Genomic DNA, 14,800 nt, shown 5'->3' on the forward strand with positions numbered 1-14,800 from the left:
AGGCGCTTCGCCGGGCGCCGCGACTCAGATGTCGCTGGCCAGCCGGTCGGCCAGGCCGGTGTAACCGCCCGGCGTCAGCGCCAGCAGCCGCTGTTTCTCGTCCTCGGGAAGGTCCAGCGAGTCGATGAATCCGCGCATCGAGGCCTCGTTGATGCCCTGGCCACGGGTCAGGGCCTTGAGCTGTTCGTAGGGATTGGGCAGGCCGTGGCGGCGCATGACGGTCTGCACGGCCTCGGCCAGCACCTCCCAGGCGGCGTCGAGATCGGCGGCCAGGCGCCCGGGGTTGGTCGAGAGCTTGCCCAAGCCGCGCAGCAGCGCGTCGTAGCCGATCAGGGCGTGGCCGAAGGCGGTGCCCAGGGCGCGCAGCACGGTAGAGTCGGTGAGGTCGCGCTGCCAGCGGCTGACCGGCAGCTTGGTCGAAAAATGGTCCAGCAGCGCGCTGGCGATGCCGAAGTTGCCCTCGGCGTTCTCGAAGTCGATCGGGTTGACCTTGTGCGGCATGGTCGAGCTGCCGACTTCGCCGGCCTTGACCGCCTGTTTGAAGTAGCCGAGCGAGATGTAGCCCCAGATATCGCGGCACAGGTCGATGCAGATGGTATCGATGCGGCGTTGCGCGTCGCAGGTCTCGGCGACGCAGTCGTGCGGCTCGATCTGGGTGGTGTACGGGTTGAAGTCCAGGTCCAGGGACTCCACGAAGCGGCGCGCGAACGCCGGCCAGTCCACGTCCGGATACGCGGCGACGTGGGCGTTGTAGTTGCCGACCGCGCCGTTGATCTTGCCGGTGAGCGATACCGCCGCCAGTTGTTCGCCCTGGCGCCGCAGGCGGGCGACGACGTTGGCGATCTCCTTGCCGACCGTGGTGGGCGAGGCGGTCTGGCCGTGGGTACGCGAAAGCATCGGAAGCGCGGCGTGTTCGTGCGCCATCGCGCGCAGGGCTTCGATAACCTCGTCGAGCTTCGGCAGCAGCACCTCGCGCCGGGCCTGGTTGAGCATCAGCGCGTAGGACAGGTTGTTGATGTCCTCGCTGGTGCAGGCGAAGTGGACGAATTCCAGCGCCGGGCCGAGCTCGGCGTCGTCCTTCAGGCGCTCTTTGATGAAGTACTCGACCGCCTTGACGTCATGGTTGGTGGTGCGCTCGATCTCCTTGACCCGGGCGGCGTCGGCGACGGAGAAACCTTCGGCCAGCGCACGCAGGCGCGCGGCGGCGGCGTCGCCGAAGGGCGCGAGCTCGGCGATGCCGGGCTCGGCGGCCAGCGCCAGCAGCCATTCCACCTCGACCCGGACCCGGGCCCTGAGCAGGCCGTACTCGGAGAAGATCGGCCGCAGGGCATCCACCTTGCCGGCGTAGCGGCCGTCGAGCGGGGACAGGGCGAGCAATTGCGATTCGGTGGACATGGCGGGGGTGCGGTGCGGGAAGCCGGGCATTCTACTGTGGCCGCCGGCCATCGGCCCTGCGCAGGCGCGGCGGAAGCCGCGAGCCTGGCTCCCGGCGAGGCGTTCGGGGTGGCGGCGTATCCTGAAGGCCTCACTCAGGAGGACATCATGGCCACGCAGCGCTACCGGACCGAACACGACAGCATGGGCGAACTGCAGGTGCCCGCCGAGGCGCTGTGGGGCGCGCAGACGCAGCGCGCGGTGCAGAATTTCCCGGTGTCGGGGCGGCCGATGCCGCGCGGCTTCATCCGCGCGCTGGGGCTGGTGAAGGCGGCCGCGGCCACGGTCAACGCCGAGCTGGGCCTGTTGCCCAAGGGCGTGTCGCGCGCGATCCGCGCAGCGGCGCTGGAGGTGTCCGCGGGCGAGTACGACGCGCAGTTCCCGATCGACATCTACCAGACCGGGTCCGGTACATCGTCGAACATGAATGCCAACGAGGTGATCGCGACGCTCGCCTCGCGCAGCCCGCAGTCCGGCAAGAAGCCGGTCCATCCGAACGACCACGTCAACCTCGGCCAGAGTTCCAACGACGTCATTCCGACCACGCTTCGCGTCAGCGCGCAGCTGGCCGTGGTCGAGGACCTGCTGCCGGCCCTGAAGCACCTGCGCAGGACCATCGACGGCCGCGCCCGCGCCTTCGGCAAGGTGGTCAAGACCGGGCGCACGCACCTGATGGATGCGATGCCGATGACTTTTGCGCAGGAGTTCGGCGCGTGGTCGTCGCAACTGGCCTCGGCGCAGGGACGGATCGAGGATGCGCTCAAGCGCCTGCGCCGGCTGCCGATCGGCGGCACCGCGATCGGCACCGGCATCAATGCCGATCCGCGTTTCGGCAAGGCGATGGCGAAAACGCTATCGACGCTGGCGAAGACGAAGTTCGAATCGGCCGCCGACAAGTTCGAGGGCCTGGCCTCGCAGGACGACGCGGTGGAGCTGTCGGGCCAGCTGAGCGCGCTGGCGGTGGCCCTGATGAAGATCGCCAACGACCTGCGCTGGATGAACTCCGGGCCGCTGGCGGGGCTTGGCGAACTGGAGCTGCCGGCGCTGCAGCCGGGCAGCTCGATCATGCCCGGCAAGGTCAACCCGGTGGTGCCGGAGGCGACGGTGATGGTCTGCGCCCAGGTGATGGGCCACCACACGGCGATCACGGTCGCCGGCCAGACCGGCAACTTCCAGCTCAACGTGACCCTGCCGCTGATCGCGTCGAACCTGCTCGATTCGATCGGACTGCTGGCCAACGTCTCGCGCCTGTTGGCCGACACCACCATCGCCGGGATGAAGGTGCGCCGCGACAACGTCGCCGCCGCGCTCGACCGCAACCCGATCCTCGTCACCGCGCTGAACCCGATCATCGGCTACGAGAAGGCGGCGGCGATCGCCAAGCGTGCTTACAAGGAAGGGCGGCCGGTGCTCGACGTGGCGCTGGAGGACAGCGGCCTGCCGGCGGCGGAACTGCGCAAGCTGCTCGACCCCAAGGCGCTTACCCGCGGCGGCATCCAGGGCGGTTGAAGCCGGGGCGGCCCGTGCAATCGGGCCGTGCGCGTCGTTCCCGCTTCAGTGGGGACGGCGGGCGGTCCTAGCCGGCCGCCGCCGTGGCCGCGGCTTCCTCCGCGTCGTCCCGGCAGTCGTCGATGTCCGACTGGTCCATCTTCGCGTAGGGCGCGAACTCGGGCAGCTGTGCCACCAGTTGCTCCTGCGCTTCGAGCAGCGCGGGGAAGTGGTCGCAGATCCGGAGCGCCTGCGCTTCGAACTGGCGTGCTTCGGCCTCGATCTCCTCTTCGACCTTGTCGCCCTTGCCCGACAGCACGCCGCGCAGCGCCTTGCCGGCGGCGCGCATGCCGAAGTCGGCGCCCTGCATGCCGATGTCGGTACCGGTCACGGCGAGGTCGATGAGGCCGGCCCGGTACCGCAGCAACAACTCGCGCTGTGCATCGTTGATGGCGACCTTGTTGTTCTCGATGACCAGGTCGCCCTGTGGCGTGATCTTCGCCCCGGCGTGCCCGTCGACGGAATTGAGCTTGATGTCCTGGTTTTCCAGCTTCGAGCGCACCTTGGCCGCGACCTTGCCGAGGGTGCGGTTCGCGACCCGGTCAGCGGATCCGGCGCCCTGTGGCGCGTGCGCGGTCGATGGTGCATCGCGGCCGCAGCCGGCGGCGAGCGCCAGGCAAGCGAGCAGGGCGAGGGTGGTTGCCTTGGTCATGGTCGATCCCCTGGTCATGGACGGTGAAGGCGTCAGCGCTTGCGCGGCAGGTCGACGCGGCCGGTGACGCCGCGGTGGTCCACGTCGCCGCTGCCGGCCGAGCGCACGGTCAGGTCGCCGCGAGCGCCGTCGACTTCGATGTCGCCCGAGCCGATCGAGCCGACCGTGATGTTGCCGCCGATGTCCTCGAGGTCGAGGTCGCCGGAGCCGACCGAGCCAACCTCCACCGGGCCGCGGGTGGAGCGGATCGACACGTCGCCCGACCCGATGCTGCCGATCTTCGAGGGACCGCCGACATTGCGGATGACGGCGTCGCCCGAGCCGACCGAAGCCAGGTCCAGCGAGCCGATGTCATCGGCCTTGAGGTCGCCGGAGCCCAGCGACGCGGCCAGTTCGCCGCGGATGCCGCTGGCCCGCACGTCGCCCGAGCCGGTGGCGATGCGGGCGCTGCGCGCGCCTTCGACGCTGGCGTCGCCCGAGCCGACCTTGAGTTCCACCGCGATGTCGTCGGGTACGCTGGCCTGGAGCTCCATGTAGGCGTATTGGCTGCCGTTGAAAAGGCCGCCGAACCTGCCCTCGCGCTTCGCGGTGACGACCAGGCGGTCGCCGGACCGCTGCTGCGACAGCACCAGTCGCGACAGGTCGTCTTCGCGCGATGCACAGGCGCGGCCTTCGACGCGGTTGCCCGGCTTTGCCGCCGCGCGCACGTCCAGGTCGTTGGCGCCGATGTCGAACACGACCGTCTTCACGCCGGCCATGTCCAGCTGCAGGTCGCGCGGCTGGCTGTGTTCGCACTCCGGCGCCGCGGCGGCGGCCAGCGGCAGCAGGAGCAGGGCGCCGAGGATGAGGGTTTGCTTGCGCATGGGGAACTCCTTGTGGTGTCCGGGGGCGGCGCCGGGCAGGGCGCAGCCAAAGATCGCGGGTCAGTCGGCCAGTTCGCGACGGCGGCGCAGCTGGATCGCGACGTAGATCATCACCGCGCCTGCCACCGCGCCGATCCAGAGCTGCGGCATTGCCAGGCTGGTCAGCTGGCTGGCCGGCGACAGGGTCTGGAGGACCTGCTCCAGCCCCTCGCTGCCGTTATCGAAGGCGCCACCGCGATGCAGCAGGTCCATGCCCGGCACCGTGCCCAGCAGCAGGCGGCCGACGACGTTGCTCCAGAACCAGGAGCTGTCGAGGTGGAACATCTCCATCAGGTCGAACCAGCTCACGAAGATGCCGGCGAACAGCGGCACCATGATCGCCCACAGGAACGGCTTGCTGCGCGACCACGCCGAGCACAGCAGCAGCCAGCCGACGGTCGGCAGCGACCACAGTGCGTAGACCGGGATCCAGGCCAGGGTGCCGCCGATGATGTTCAGCGGGCTGGCCGGACCCCACAGCAGCGTCCACGGATTGCCGCCGTGCACGAGTACCACGACGCTGAGCATGAGCATGAAGCCGAGCATGGTGACCAGCGAGGCAACCACGGCCAGTACCGGCGCGACCACGATCGCGCTGGCGACCTTCGACAGCACCGTCTGCGCGTCGGACACCGGCAGCGACTTCCAGAACAGTACGCTGCGGTCCTTGCGCTCGTCGTACAGCGCGCCGAGGCAGTAGAAGAACACCACGAACGCCAGCACCAGGAACGGCCAGGACGAGCTCAGGAACAGGGTCAGGTCGATGCCGCGGGCGAGTTCCGCCATGTCGGCGGCGTCCATGCGGCTGGTGAGCTGGCCGATGTCCAGGCCGTTGACGGTGATCCCGTCGAACTGGAGGTCGCCGCTGCCGGCCGCGCGGCGCGCGGCGACCAGGCCGAAGACGATCATCATGCCGGTGAGCAGCAGCGAGATGCCGCCGGCGATCAGCGGCGCCCACAGGAAGCCGCCCTTGTGTTCCCAGTATTCGCGCTGCAGCAGCAGCTTGAACTTGTGGGTGGGATGGACCGGCGCGGCGGCGCGCGGCACGGCGACGTCGTGGTCGGTGGCGTTCATGCGTAGGTTCCCTTCATGGTGGCGACGAACAGGTCGGCCAGGCCCGGCGTGCGGGTCTCGCCGAGGCGGGCCAGTTGCGCCTGCGGCACGCCGTCGAACAGCATCACGGTTTTGCCGAAGGGCAGGGCGCGCTCGTCCACGGGGCCGAGGCTGCGCGCCTGCTCCGCGCGATCGGCGTCGACCATCAGCTCGACGAAGCGTTCGCCGACGGCGTCCATCGGCGCGTCCAGCACGATCTTGCCGGCGCGGATGAACATCACGTCGGTGAGGATGTGCTCGACCTCCTCGACCTGATGGGTGGTGATGACGATGGTCTTCTGCTCGTCGAAGTAGTCCTCCAGCAGGCGCTGGTAGAACTGCTTGCGGTAGAGGATGTCCAGGCCCAGCGTCGGCTCGTCGAGCACCAGCAGGCGCGCGTCGATCGCCATCACCAGGGCCAGGTGCAGCTGCACGATCATGCCCTTGGACAGCTCGCGCACGCGCTGGCGCGGCTTGAGCTGGGTGTTGGCCAGGAAGCGCTCGCAGCGGGCGCGGTCGAAGCGCGGGTGCACGCCGGCGACGAAGTCGATGGCTTCCTTGACCCGGATCCAGCGCGGCAGCACCGCGACGTCGGCGATGAAGCACACGTCGTTCATCAACTCGTCGCGCCGTGTGCGCGGATCCTTGCCCAGCACCCGCAGCTCGCCGTCGAACGGCGTCAAGCCGAGCATGGCCTTGAGCGCTGTGGTCTTGCCGGCGCCGTTGGGCCCGATCAGGCCGACGATGCGGCCGGCGCCGATGTCGAAGCGCGCGCCGTCGAGGGCGACGGTGCTGCGGTAAGTCTTGCGCAGGTCGCGTGCGGTGACGACGTGGTCGTCCATGGCGATGGCCGTGTTCATGCCTTGCCTCCATTGCGTACCGGGGCGAGCAGGTCTTCCATCGACAGGCCAAGCCGCTGGATGCGTTCGAGCACCAGCGGCCATTCCTCGTTGAGGAAGCGTTCGCGTTCGTTCGACAGCAGTTTCTTCGATGCCTCTTCGGTGACGTACATGCCCAGGCCTCTGCGTTTTTCGACGAGTGCTTCGTCCGCGAGCTCCTGATAGGCGCGCGAGACGGTGATGGGGTTGAGCTGGTATTCGGCGGCGACCTGGCGCACGGAGGGGAGTGCGTCGCCGGGCTTGAGCACGCCATCGAGCATCATCGCGATGACGCGCTCCTTGAGCTGGCGATAGATGGGTGCGCCATCGTTCCACTGGATTGCGCTCATGGCTCAGCTCCGGCTGCCGCGGCGCAGGCCCTGCGCGAAGGAGAAGTAGGGGACGGCCAGCGCGCCGCGGACCTGGCGCGCATGGCGGCGTTTTTCCCGCGCGGCCTCGCGCCTGGCATCGGCCTGGTCGGAGGTGGCGTCGATCGCCGCGCCCAGTGCGGCTTCGGTGGACACCGTCGCGGCGAAGCTGACGACGCTGGCGATGGTGTCGCCCAGCGACGCGCTCTGGTCGAGGTCTTCTTCCAGCTGCCGGGCGCGGGCCTCGATGTTCAATTCGAGGGCGTCGGCGCCGATGTCGGGAGCATGGACAACGACCGCGGCCAGCGAGGCCGGTGCGTCCTGGCCGGACGGCGCCGGGCCGGAGGCCATCAGCGTGAGCGCGAGCATCACGCCGGCGGCGGAGAAGGCGAGCATCGAGTTGTGGAGCTTGCGGTTCATGGCGAACGTCCTGCTCTGGGTGATCGGTGTTGTATGTAACTATAACACCATGACACGCAGGGTCAACAGGTTTTTGGGTCAAAACGACCCAACTGAAGTCATGGTCGCCATCGATGGGGGTGGGTGGCCTCTTTTTTCTTTCAAAACAGTGAGTTGCCGGGTTCCTTCCCCCCATGCTTGGCCCCTGCGCCCATCAATAATGAGGCCGGAGTCATGGGCGTGGCTGGTTCCCGGCAGGATTCCCGGCGCCCTTTCCACGCCGGAAGGGCAATCGGCACGGGACATGTCCGCGGCCACTCGGGCGACGACTGGCGGAACCCGCTGCACGTCGTTGCGCCTGCCCGGGAACAGGCGCCGCCGGGCCGCCATCGCGGGCGATGTGGCGCGGACCGCACGCATCCGGCGATGCGCGCACGACAGCGATTGCCGGGGCAGGCCATGGCCGCGACAATAGGCGACTTCGCGCCGCAATCCCGCGGGCGCCCACAGGAGTCGTTCCGGTATGAAGTCCCTGCTGCGCGCAATCGCCGCGCTGTCGATCATCGCGGCCATGATCCCGGCCGCAGCTGCTCTGGCCCAGGACAAGCAGGCGCTGTCCGGCGAGCGTGACAAGGCCAGTTACATGGTGGGCATGGACGTGGCCAAGTCGCTGGCGCCGGCCGCCGAGGACATGGATCTGGCCGCCTTCGAGCGCGCGGTACGCAACAGCTTCGACGGCGGCGAGCCACTGATTTCGGAACAGGACGCCGCCGAAACCGGACAGGCCCTGATGCAGCGCGTGGCCGCGCGCAGCGGCCGCCCGGTGCCGGGCCAGCCGCCGGGATCGCAACCGCCCACGGTCGACAAGGGCAAGGTGGGCCTGCTGGTGGGCGCGGACATCGGCCGCTCGCTGGCGCCGGTCAAGGAAGAGATCGACCTGCCGGTAGTGATGCAGGCGCTGAAGACGACGCTGGCCGGCGGCAAGACGCTGCTCAGCGACGCCGAGGCCGATGCCATCCGCACCGCCTTCGGCCAGCGCGTGCAGGCCAGCGCGAAGGCCCGGGCTGAGCAGGCCGGCATCCGCAACGCTGCCGAGGGCGAGAAATTCCTCGCCGCCAACAGGTCCGTCAAGGGCGTGTTCGTCACGCCGTCGGGCCTGCAGTACATGGTGCTGCGGCAGGGCTCCGGCCCGCGTCCGCACCCCAGCGACCGCGTCCGCGTGAACTACCGCGGGACGCTGCTGGACGGCAGCGTGTTCGACACCTCCGAGCAGCACGGCGGCCCCGCCGAGTTCGGCCTCAACCAGGTGATCCCCGGCTGGACCGAGGGCGTGTCGATGATGCCGGTCGGCGCCAAGTACCGCTTCTGGATCCCGGGTGACCTTGCCTACGGCGCAAAGGGCAACGATTCGATCGAACCGAACTCGACCCTGGTCTTCGATGTCGAACTGCTCGATATCCTCTGATCCCGGCCATCCGATTTCCAATCCCCCTGCCGGCACGTTGCCGGCCCGCCGCACAACCGGAGTTGCCACGACATGACACCCCGAAACCGCTTTGCCACCGCCGGCCTGCTTGCCGCCTCCCTGGCCCTGGGCCTCGCCGCCTGCAAGCCGATCGACCCGGATGCGACGGGCAAGGACAAGGCGGGCGCGACCGCCAACGACGCCGGCAACGGCGACATCGCCAAGAGCAGCGGCCTGAAGACCGAGAAGGAGCAGGCCAGCTACATGGTCGGCATGTCGCTGGGCAAGTCGCTGGAGCCGATCAAGGACGACATCGACATGGACACCGTGGTCAAGGCGATGAAGACCGTGGCGTCCGGCGGCAAGGCCGTGCTTACCGACGAACAGGCGCAGCAGGTCGCGCAGGCCTTCGACCAGCGCCTGCAGGCCAAGCGCGTGGCCGAGGCCGACGCCGCCGCGAAGAAGAATGCCAGCGAGGGCGAGGCCTTCCTTGCCGCCAACGCGAAAAAGCCGGACGTCAAGACCACCGAGTCGGGGCTGCAATACCAGGTGCTGGTCGAGGGCAAGGGCCCGAAGCCGACCGCCGACGACATGGTCAAGGTGCACTACAAGGGCGAACTGCTCGACGGCACCGAGTTCGACAACTCGCATGACCGCGGCGAACCGACGGTGTTCTCGCTGCAGCAGGTCGCGCCCGGCTGGGCCGAAGGCGTGCAGCTGATGCCGGTCGGCAGCAAGTACAAGCTGTGGATCCCCAGCGACCTGGGTTATGGCGAGACCGGCACCCCGGGCGGCCCGATCCCGCCGAATGCCACGCTGGTGTTCGAGGTCGAGCTGCTCGACATCGTCAAGCCGGAAGGCGACGCACAGTAAGGGAACGGCACGCATGCGCGTCGCGATTTTCGGCACCGGCTACGTCGGCCTGGTCACCGGGACCTGCCTGGCCGAAGTTGGCCACGAGGTGGTCTGCGTCGATATCGACCAGGCCAAGGTCGACGGCCTGGAGCGGGGCATCGTCCCGATCTACGAGCCGGGCCTGGAGCCGATGGTCAAGGCCAACCACGCGGCGGGGCGGCTGCGCTTTACCACCGACGCGGCGGAGGCGATTGCGCACGGCGAAGTGGTGTTCATCGCCGTCGGCACGCCTCCCGACGAGGACGGCAGCGCCGACCTGCAGTACGTGCTCGCCGTGGCCGGGACCATCGGCACGCACCTGCAGAAATCCGCGGTGGTGGTGGACAAGTCGACGGTGCCGGTCGGCACCGCCGACAAGGTGAAGGTGAAGATCGCCGAAACGCTTGCTGCCCGCGGCGCGGACATACCCTTCGAAGTAGTCTCGAACCCCGAGTTCCTGAAAGAGGGTGCGGCGGTCGAGGACTGCATGCGTCCGGATCGGATCGTGATCGGCGCCGACAGCGCGCAGGCGGTGGAGACGCTGCGCCGGCTGTATGCACCGTTCAACCGCAACCACGAGCGGATCGTCAGCATGGATGTGCGCTCGGCGGAGCTCACCAAGTACGCGGCGAACGCGATGCTGGCCACCAAGATCAGTTTCATGAACGAGATCGCCAACATCGCCGAGAAGGTCGGCGCGGACGTGGAGATGGTGCGCAAGGGCATCGGCTCGGATCCGCGCATCGGCTGGCACTTCATCTATCCGGGCGCCGGCTACGGCGGCTCGTGCTTTCCCAAGGACGTGCAGGCGCTGGCCCGCACTGCGCAGCAGCACGGGCACGAGCCGACGCTGCTCGACGCGGTGGAGTCGGTCAACGAACGGCAGAAGGGCCACCTGTTCGAGTTGATGCTGCGCCACTACGGCGACGCCGCCGCGCTGCGCGGCAAGAGCATCGCGCTGTGGGGACTGGCATTCAAGCCCAACACCGACGACATGCGCGAAGCCTCCAGCCGCAGGCTGCTGCAGCAGCTCTGGGACGCGGGCGTGCATGTGCGCGCCTACGATCCCGAGGCCATGGACGAAACGCGCCGGATCTTCGGAGAGCGCGCCGACCTGGTCCTGTGCGAAAGCGCCGATGCCGCCATCGAGGGCGCGGACGCACTGGTCGTGATCACCGAATGGAAGCAGTTCCGCAGCCCGGACTTCGATGACCTGGAGGCGCGGTTGGCGGACGCGGCGATCTTCGACGGCCGCAACCTTTACAAGCCAGGCGACGTCGAGGCCGCAGGCCTGGCGTACTACGGCATCGGCCGCGGCCGCTCGATCGGTATCGACTGACGATGGCCGACGGACTCGAACAACGCATCGTCGAGCTGGAAACGAGGCTCGCGTTCCAGGAGCAGGCGCTGTCCGAGCTCAGCGACGCGCTGGCCGCGGCGCGCATCGAGGCGGGCGAGAATGCCGAAATGCTGCGCCGCGCGCTGGAAATGATGAAGCAGTCGCGCGGCGAGTTCTTCGCCGATCCGTCCGAGGAACCGCCGCCGCCGCATTACTGAGGGCGCGGGTTGGTTGGTGGTCCGAGACGCCGCCGTCAACCGGATCCATTCATCCCCGCGGCCTGCATGCTGGCAAACTTCCCCGGCCCTCTACCAACCACCTGCCCCCCATGAGCGACACACTCCGCGACCAACTCCTGGGCCTGGGTTTCAAGCCCGCGCCGAAGACCCCAAAGGCGCCGCAGCGCGACAAGGGGAAGCCCGGCAAGCGTGGTCCGGGTGCCCCGGGGCGTCCACAGGCCGGCAAACCGGGGCAGGGCGCGCCGCAGAAGAAGCGGCGGCCGCAGTCGCGCGAGGACATCGACCTCGCGAAGGCCTACGCGATCCGTGCCCAGCGCGAGAAGGACGAGCGCATCGAGGCCGAACGCCGCAGGCAGGAGGAAGCACGCCAGCGCCGCGAGGCCAAGGCGAAGCTCGCGACGATGCTCGAGGGCAAGGCGCTCAACGACGAGGCCGCCGAACACGTGCGCCACTTCGAGTACGGCGGCAAGATCAAGCGCATCCACGTCACCATCGACCAGCTCAAGGCGCTCAATGCCGGCGAGCTGGGCGTGGTGCAGCTCAACGGCCGCTACCTGCTGGTGACCGCAGCGGTGCTGGCGGATGCCGAAGCGATCTTCGCGCCGGCGGTTGCGCTCAAGGTCGACCCGCAGGCGCCCGCCGAAGATGACCCGTATGCCGACCCGCGCTACCAGGTGCCGGACGACCTGGTGTGGTGATCAGGGCTGATGGCTTGCAGGAGTGGCTTCAGCCGTGAGTTTTTGGATGCTGGCGAATGAATGAAAACCTCGCGGCTGAAGCCGCTCCTGCAGGCGCGGCGCGCTATTCCGGGTCGTAGTCGAGGTTCGACGCCAGCCAGCGCTCGGCCTGCTGCAGCTCCACGCCCTTGCGCCTGGCGTAGTCGGCGACCTGTTCCTTCGACACCCGGCCGACGACGAAGTACTGGCTCTTCGGGTGGCTGAAGTAGTAGCCGGACACGGCCGCCGTGGGCAGCATCGCGAAGCCTTCGGTCAATTCCATGCCCGCGTTGCGTTCGGCGTCGAGCAGGGCGAACAGCTTGCGTTTTTCGCTGTGCTCAGGGCAGGCGGGATAGCCCGGCGCGGGACGGATGCCGCGGTACTTCTCGGCGATCAGGGCCTCGTTGTCGAGCGCCTCGTCGGCGGCGTAGCCCCAGAACTCGCGGCGCACGCGCATGTGCAGGTGCTCGGCCAATGCTTCGGCCAGGCGGTCGGCCAGCGCCTTGAGCAGGATCACGTTGTAGTCGTCGTGGTCGGCGCGGAAGCGGTCGATGTGTTCCTCGATGCCGATCCCGGCGGTGACCGCGAACGCGCCGATCCAGTCCTGGCGGCCGCTGCCTTCGGGCGCGATGAAATCGGCCAGGCAGAAATCGGGCCGCTCGACCGGCTTGTCGACCTGCTGGCGCAGGAAGTTGAAGGTGGTGGGGGCCTCCGCGCCGGGCAGGGCGACATCGACGATGACGTCGTCGCCGGCCGAGCGGGCGGGCCAGATCCCGAACACGGCCTTTGCGGTCAGCCACTTTTCCGAAACGATCCGCTCCAGCATCGCGCGCGCATCGCGGTACAGCTCGTTCGCGCTCTGCCCGACCACCTCGTCCTCGAGGATCGCCGGGAACTTGCCGGCCAGCTCCCAGGCCTGGAAGAACGGCGTCCAGTCGATGGTCTCGACCAGCGCCTGCAGCGGATAGTCGTCGAACACGGTGAGGCCGGTGGTGTTCGGCGCCGGCGGCGCGTAATCGTCCCAGCCGCCGTCGAAGCGCTGCGCGCGCGCCTTGTCCAGCGGTACCAGCCGCTTGGCGCCGCCGCGATTGCGATGGCGTTCGCGGATTTCGGCGTAGTCGCTGTCGTTGGCGGCGACGAAGGCATCGCGCAGTTCGCGCGAGATCAGCGACTGCGCCACGCCCACCGCGCGCGAAGCGTCCTTCACCCACACCGTGGGCGACTTGTAGTGGGGGTCAATCTTCAGCGCGGTGTGCGCGCGCGACGTCGTCGCGCCGCCGATCAGCAGCGGGATGGTGAAGCCCTGCCGCTGCATCTCGCGCGCGACGTTGCCCATTTCCTCCAGCGACGGGGTGATCAGGCCGGAAACGCCGATGATGTCGGCGTTCTCGGCCTTGGCGGTATCGAGAATCTTCTGCGCCGGCACCATCACGCCCAGGTCGACCACGTCGAAGTTGTTGCAGGCCAGCACCACCCCGACAATGTTCTTGCCGATGTCGTGCACGTCGCCCTTGACGGTCGCCATGATGATCTTGCCGTTGGACTTGCCGGTGTCGCCCGTCCTTTCCTTTTCCGCCTCGATGAAGGGCAGCAGGTAGGCCACGGCCTTCTTCATCACGCGCGCCGACTTGACCACCTGCGGCAGGAACATCTTGCCGGCGCCGAACAGGTCGCCGACCACGTTCATGCCGTCCATCAGCGGGCCTTCGATCACGTCCAGCGGGCGCTCGGCCTGCTGCCGGGCTTCCTCCGTGTCCTCGACCACGTACTGGTCGATGCCGTGCACCAGCGCGTGGCTCAGCCGCGCGCGCACGGGCTTTTCGCGCCAGGACAGGTCCTCGGCCTTCGCCTTGCCCTTGCTGCCCTTGTAGCGTTCGGCCAGCGTCAGCAGGCGCTCGGTGGCGTCGGGGCGGCGGTTGAGGACCACGTCCTCGACGTGCTCGCGCAGTTCGGGGTCGAGTTCGTCGTAGATCGGCATCGCGCCGGCGTTGACGATGCCCATGTCCATGCCGGCCCTGATGGCGTGGTACAGGAACACCGAGTGGATCGCCTGGCGCACCACCTCGTTGCCGCGGAATGAAAACGAAACATTCGAGACGCCGCCGGAGATGTGGCAGTGCGGCAGCGTCTTGCGGATGATCCGCGCGGCCTCGATGAAGTCGACCGCATAGTTGTTGTGCTCCTCCATGCCAGTGGCGATGGCGAAGATGTTGGGGTCGAAGATGATGTCCTCGGGCGGAAAGCCGACCTGCTCGGTCAGGATCCGGTAGGCGCGCGTGCAGATTTCGACCTTGCGTTCGGCGGTGTCGGCCTGGCCCTGTTCGTCGAAGGCCATCACCACCGCCGCGGCGCCGTAGCGCAGCACCGTGCGCGCCTGCTCGATGAAGGCGTCCTCGCCCTCCTTCATCGAGATCGAGTTGACCACGCCCTTGCCCTGCAGGCACTTGAGGCCGGCCTCGATCACGCTCCACTTCGACGAGTCGACCATCACCGGGATGCGGGCGATGTCCGGCTCCGAGGCGATCAGGGTCAGGAAGCGCACCATCGCCTTCTCGGAATCGATCATCCCCTCGTCCATGTTGACGTCGAGGATCTGGGCGCCGTTGGCGACCTGCTGCCGCGCGACTTCGACCGCCTCGTCGAAGCGGTCTTCCTTGATCAGCTTCTTGAACTTGGCGCTGCCGGTGACGTTGGTGCGCTCGCCGACGTTGATGAACAGAAGTTCCGGCGTGATGACCAGCGGTTCGAGGCCGGACAGGCGGGTGTGGCGGACTTTCGTCATGGGTTGGGACTCATGTGCTTGTCATTGCTTTGCTTGTCGTCCGCTTTGGCTTGTCATCCCGAGCGCAACGAGGGATCTGCTTCATTGCCCAC

Annotated in this window: 14 protein-coding genes; 6 read left to right on the forward strand and 8 right to left on the reverse strand. The window is 68.2% G+C overall.

The window, feature by feature from the left end; genetic code table 11:
* Window positions 1-24: 24 nt before the first annotated feature.
* Entirely contained in the window at window positions 25-1,395 is a 1,371-nt protein-coding gene (gene purB / locus ABD679_RS04295) for an adenylosuccinate lyase (RefSeq protein ID WP_344758721.1), read from the reverse strand.
* A 147-nt stretch (window positions 1,396-1,542) separates the two neighbouring features.
* Here purB and ABD679_RS04300 point away from each other — a divergent pair, with 147 nt between their 5' ends.
* Window positions 1,543-2,943: a class II fumarate hydratase gene (locus ABD679_RS04300; protein WP_344758722.1), complete on the forward strand. Its 1,401-nt coding sequence runs from the start codon at window positions 1,543-1,545 to the stop codon at window positions 2,941-2,943.
* 67 nt (window positions 2,944-3,010) lie between these two features.
* Here the strand turns inward: ABD679_RS04300 and ABD679_RS04305 are convergent, their stop codons facing one another.
* From ABD679_RS04305 to ABD679_RS04330, 6 genes are read right to left on the reverse strand one after another with little or no spacing between them, the layout of a single operon-like run.
* Window positions 3,011-3,634, reverse strand: coding sequence for a YggN family protein (locus tag ABD679_RS04305; protein ID WP_344758723.1), 624 nt, complete (start codon window positions 3,632-3,634; stop codon window positions 3,011-3,013).
* A 32-nt stretch (window positions 3,635-3,666) separates the two neighbouring features.
* Window positions 3,667-4,497, reverse strand: a complete 831-nt coding sequence (locus ABD679_RS04310) for a DUF4097 family beta strand repeat-containing protein (protein ID WP_344758724.1) — start codon at window positions 4,495-4,497, stop codon at window positions 3,667-3,669.
* 60 nt (window positions 4,498-4,557) lie between these two features.
* Entirely contained in the window at window positions 4,558-5,610 is a 1,053-nt protein-coding gene (locus ABD679_RS04315) for a hypothetical protein (RefSeq protein ID WP_344758725.1), read from the reverse strand.
* Window positions 5,607-6,488 carry an ABC transporter ATP-binding protein gene (locus tag ABD679_RS04320; RefSeq protein WP_344758726.1) on the reverse strand — a complete coding sequence of 294 codons (882 nt, stop codon included), beginning with the start codon at window positions 6,486-6,488 and terminating at the stop codon, window positions 5,607-5,609. The genes ABD679_RS04315 and ABD679_RS04320 overlap by 4 nt, the downstream gene beginning before the upstream one ends.
* Complete coding sequence (locus ABD679_RS04325; RefSeq protein WP_344758727.1) at window positions 6,485-6,856, reverse strand: GntR family transcriptional regulator; 372 nt, start codon at window positions 6,854-6,856, stop codon at window positions 6,485-6,487. The genes ABD679_RS04320 and ABD679_RS04325 overlap by 4 nt, the downstream gene beginning before the upstream one ends.
* 3 nt (window positions 6,857-6,859) lie before the next feature.
* Window positions 6,860-7,294, reverse strand: a complete 435-nt coding sequence (locus ABD679_RS04330; RefSeq protein ID WP_344758728.1) for a hypothetical protein — start codon at window positions 7,292-7,294, stop codon at window positions 6,860-6,862.
* Between the two features lie 502 nt (window positions 7,295-7,796).
* Between ABD679_RS04330 and ABD679_RS04335 the strand changes: the two genes are divergently transcribed.
* From ABD679_RS04335 to ABD679_RS04355, 5 genes are all read left to right on the forward strand, one after another.
* The gene (locus ABD679_RS04335) at window positions 7,797-8,738 is read left to right on the forward strand and encodes an FKBP-type peptidyl-prolyl cis-trans isomerase N-terminal domain-containing protein (RefSeq protein WP_344758729.1); all 942 of its coding nucleotides are present in this window, start codon (window positions 7,797-7,799) and stop codon (window positions 8,736-8,738) included.
* Between the two features lie 72 nt (window positions 8,739-8,810).
* Window positions 8,811-9,611 (forward strand): FKBP-type peptidyl-prolyl cis-trans isomerase, encoded by an 801-nt coding sequence (locus ABD679_RS04340; protein ID WP_344758730.1) that lies wholly within the window; start codon window positions 8,811-8,813, stop codon window positions 9,609-9,611.
* Window positions 9,612-9,624: 13 nt separating this feature from the next.
* The gene (locus ABD679_RS04345; RefSeq protein WP_344758731.1) at window positions 9,625-10,971 is read left to right on the forward strand and encodes a UDP-glucose dehydrogenase family protein; all 1,347 of its coding nucleotides are present in this window, start codon (window positions 9,625-9,627) and stop codon (window positions 10,969-10,971) included.
* A gap of 2 nt (window positions 10,972-10,973) precedes the next feature.
* The gene (locus ABD679_RS04350) at window positions 10,974-11,189 is read left to right on the forward strand and encodes a SlyX family protein (RefSeq protein WP_344758732.1); all 216 of its coding nucleotides are present in this window, start codon (window positions 10,974-10,976) and stop codon (window positions 11,187-11,189) included.
* Between the two features lie 110 nt (window positions 11,190-11,299).
* Window positions 11,300-11,908, forward strand: coding sequence for a DUF2058 domain-containing protein (locus ABD679_RS04355; RefSeq protein ID WP_344758734.1), 609 nt, complete (start codon window positions 11,300-11,302; stop codon window positions 11,906-11,908).
* Window positions 11,909-12,011: 103 nt separating this feature from the next.
* Here ABD679_RS04355 and metH read toward each other — a convergent pair whose 3' ends face one another.
* Entirely contained in the window at window positions 12,012-14,708 is a 2,697-nt protein-coding gene (gene metH / locus ABD679_RS04360) for a methionine synthase (protein WP_344758735.1), read from the reverse strand.
* Between the last annotated feature and the right edge of the window lie 92 nt (window positions 14,709-14,800).

Origin of the sequence: Luteimonas lutimaris (genome assembly GCF_039537065.1) — a bacterium.
Lineage (GTDB): Bacteria > Pseudomonadota > Gammaproteobacteria > Xanthomonadales > Xanthomonadaceae > Luteimonas > Luteimonas lutimaris.

Bases quoted from the DNA above. Each gene is read 5' to 3' on its own strand.
- purB (WP_344758721.1), bottom strand. From the start codon at position 1,395: ATGTCCACCGAATCGCAATTGCTCGCCCTGTCCCCGCTCGACGGCCGC.
- ABD679_RS04300 (WP_344758722.1), top strand. From the start codon at position 1,543: ATGGCCACGCAGCGCTACCGGACCGAACACGACAGCATGGGCGAACTG.
- ABD679_RS04305 (WP_344758723.1), bottom strand. From the start codon at position 3,634: ATGACCAAGGCAACCACCCTCGCCCTGCTCGCTTGCCTGGCGCTCGCC.
- ABD679_RS04310 (WP_344758724.1), bottom strand. From the start codon at position 4,497: ATGCGCAAGCAAACCCTCATCCTCGGCGCCCTGCTCCTGCTGCCGCTG.
- ABD679_RS04315 (WP_344758725.1), bottom strand. From the start codon at position 5,610: ATGAACGCCACCGACCACGACGTCGCCGTGCCGCGCGCCGCCGCGCCG.
- ABD679_RS04320 (WP_344758726.1), bottom strand. From the start codon at position 6,488: ATGAACACGGCCATCGCCATGGACGACCACGTCGTCACCGCACGCGAC.
- ABD679_RS04325 (WP_344758727.1), bottom strand. From the start codon at position 6,856: ATGAGCGCAATCCAGTGGAACGATGGCGCACCCATCTATCGCCAGCTC.
- ABD679_RS04330 (WP_344758728.1), bottom strand. From the start codon at position 7,294: ATGAACCGCAAGCTCCACAACTCGATGCTCGCCTTCTCCGCCGCCGGC.
- ABD679_RS04335 (WP_344758729.1), top strand. From the start codon at position 7,797: ATGAAGTCCCTGCTGCGCGCAATCGCCGCGCTGTCGATCATCGCGGCC.
- ABD679_RS04340 (WP_344758730.1), top strand. From the start codon at position 8,811: ATGACACCCCGAAACCGCTTTGCCACCGCCGGCCTGCTTGCCGCCTCC.
- ABD679_RS04345 (WP_344758731.1), top strand. From the start codon at position 9,625: ATGCGCGTCGCGATTTTCGGCACCGGCTACGTCGGCCTGGTCACCGGG.
- ABD679_RS04350 (WP_344758732.1), top strand. From the start codon at position 10,974: ATGGCCGACGGACTCGAACAACGCATCGTCGAGCTGGAAACGAGGCTC.
- ABD679_RS04355 (WP_344758734.1), top strand. From the start codon at position 11,300: ATGAGCGACACACTCCGCGACCAACTCCTGGGCCTGGGTTTCAAGCCC.
- metH (WP_344758735.1), bottom strand. From the start codon at position 14,708: ATGACGAAAGTCCGCCACACCCGCCTGTCCGGCCTCGAACCGCTGGTC.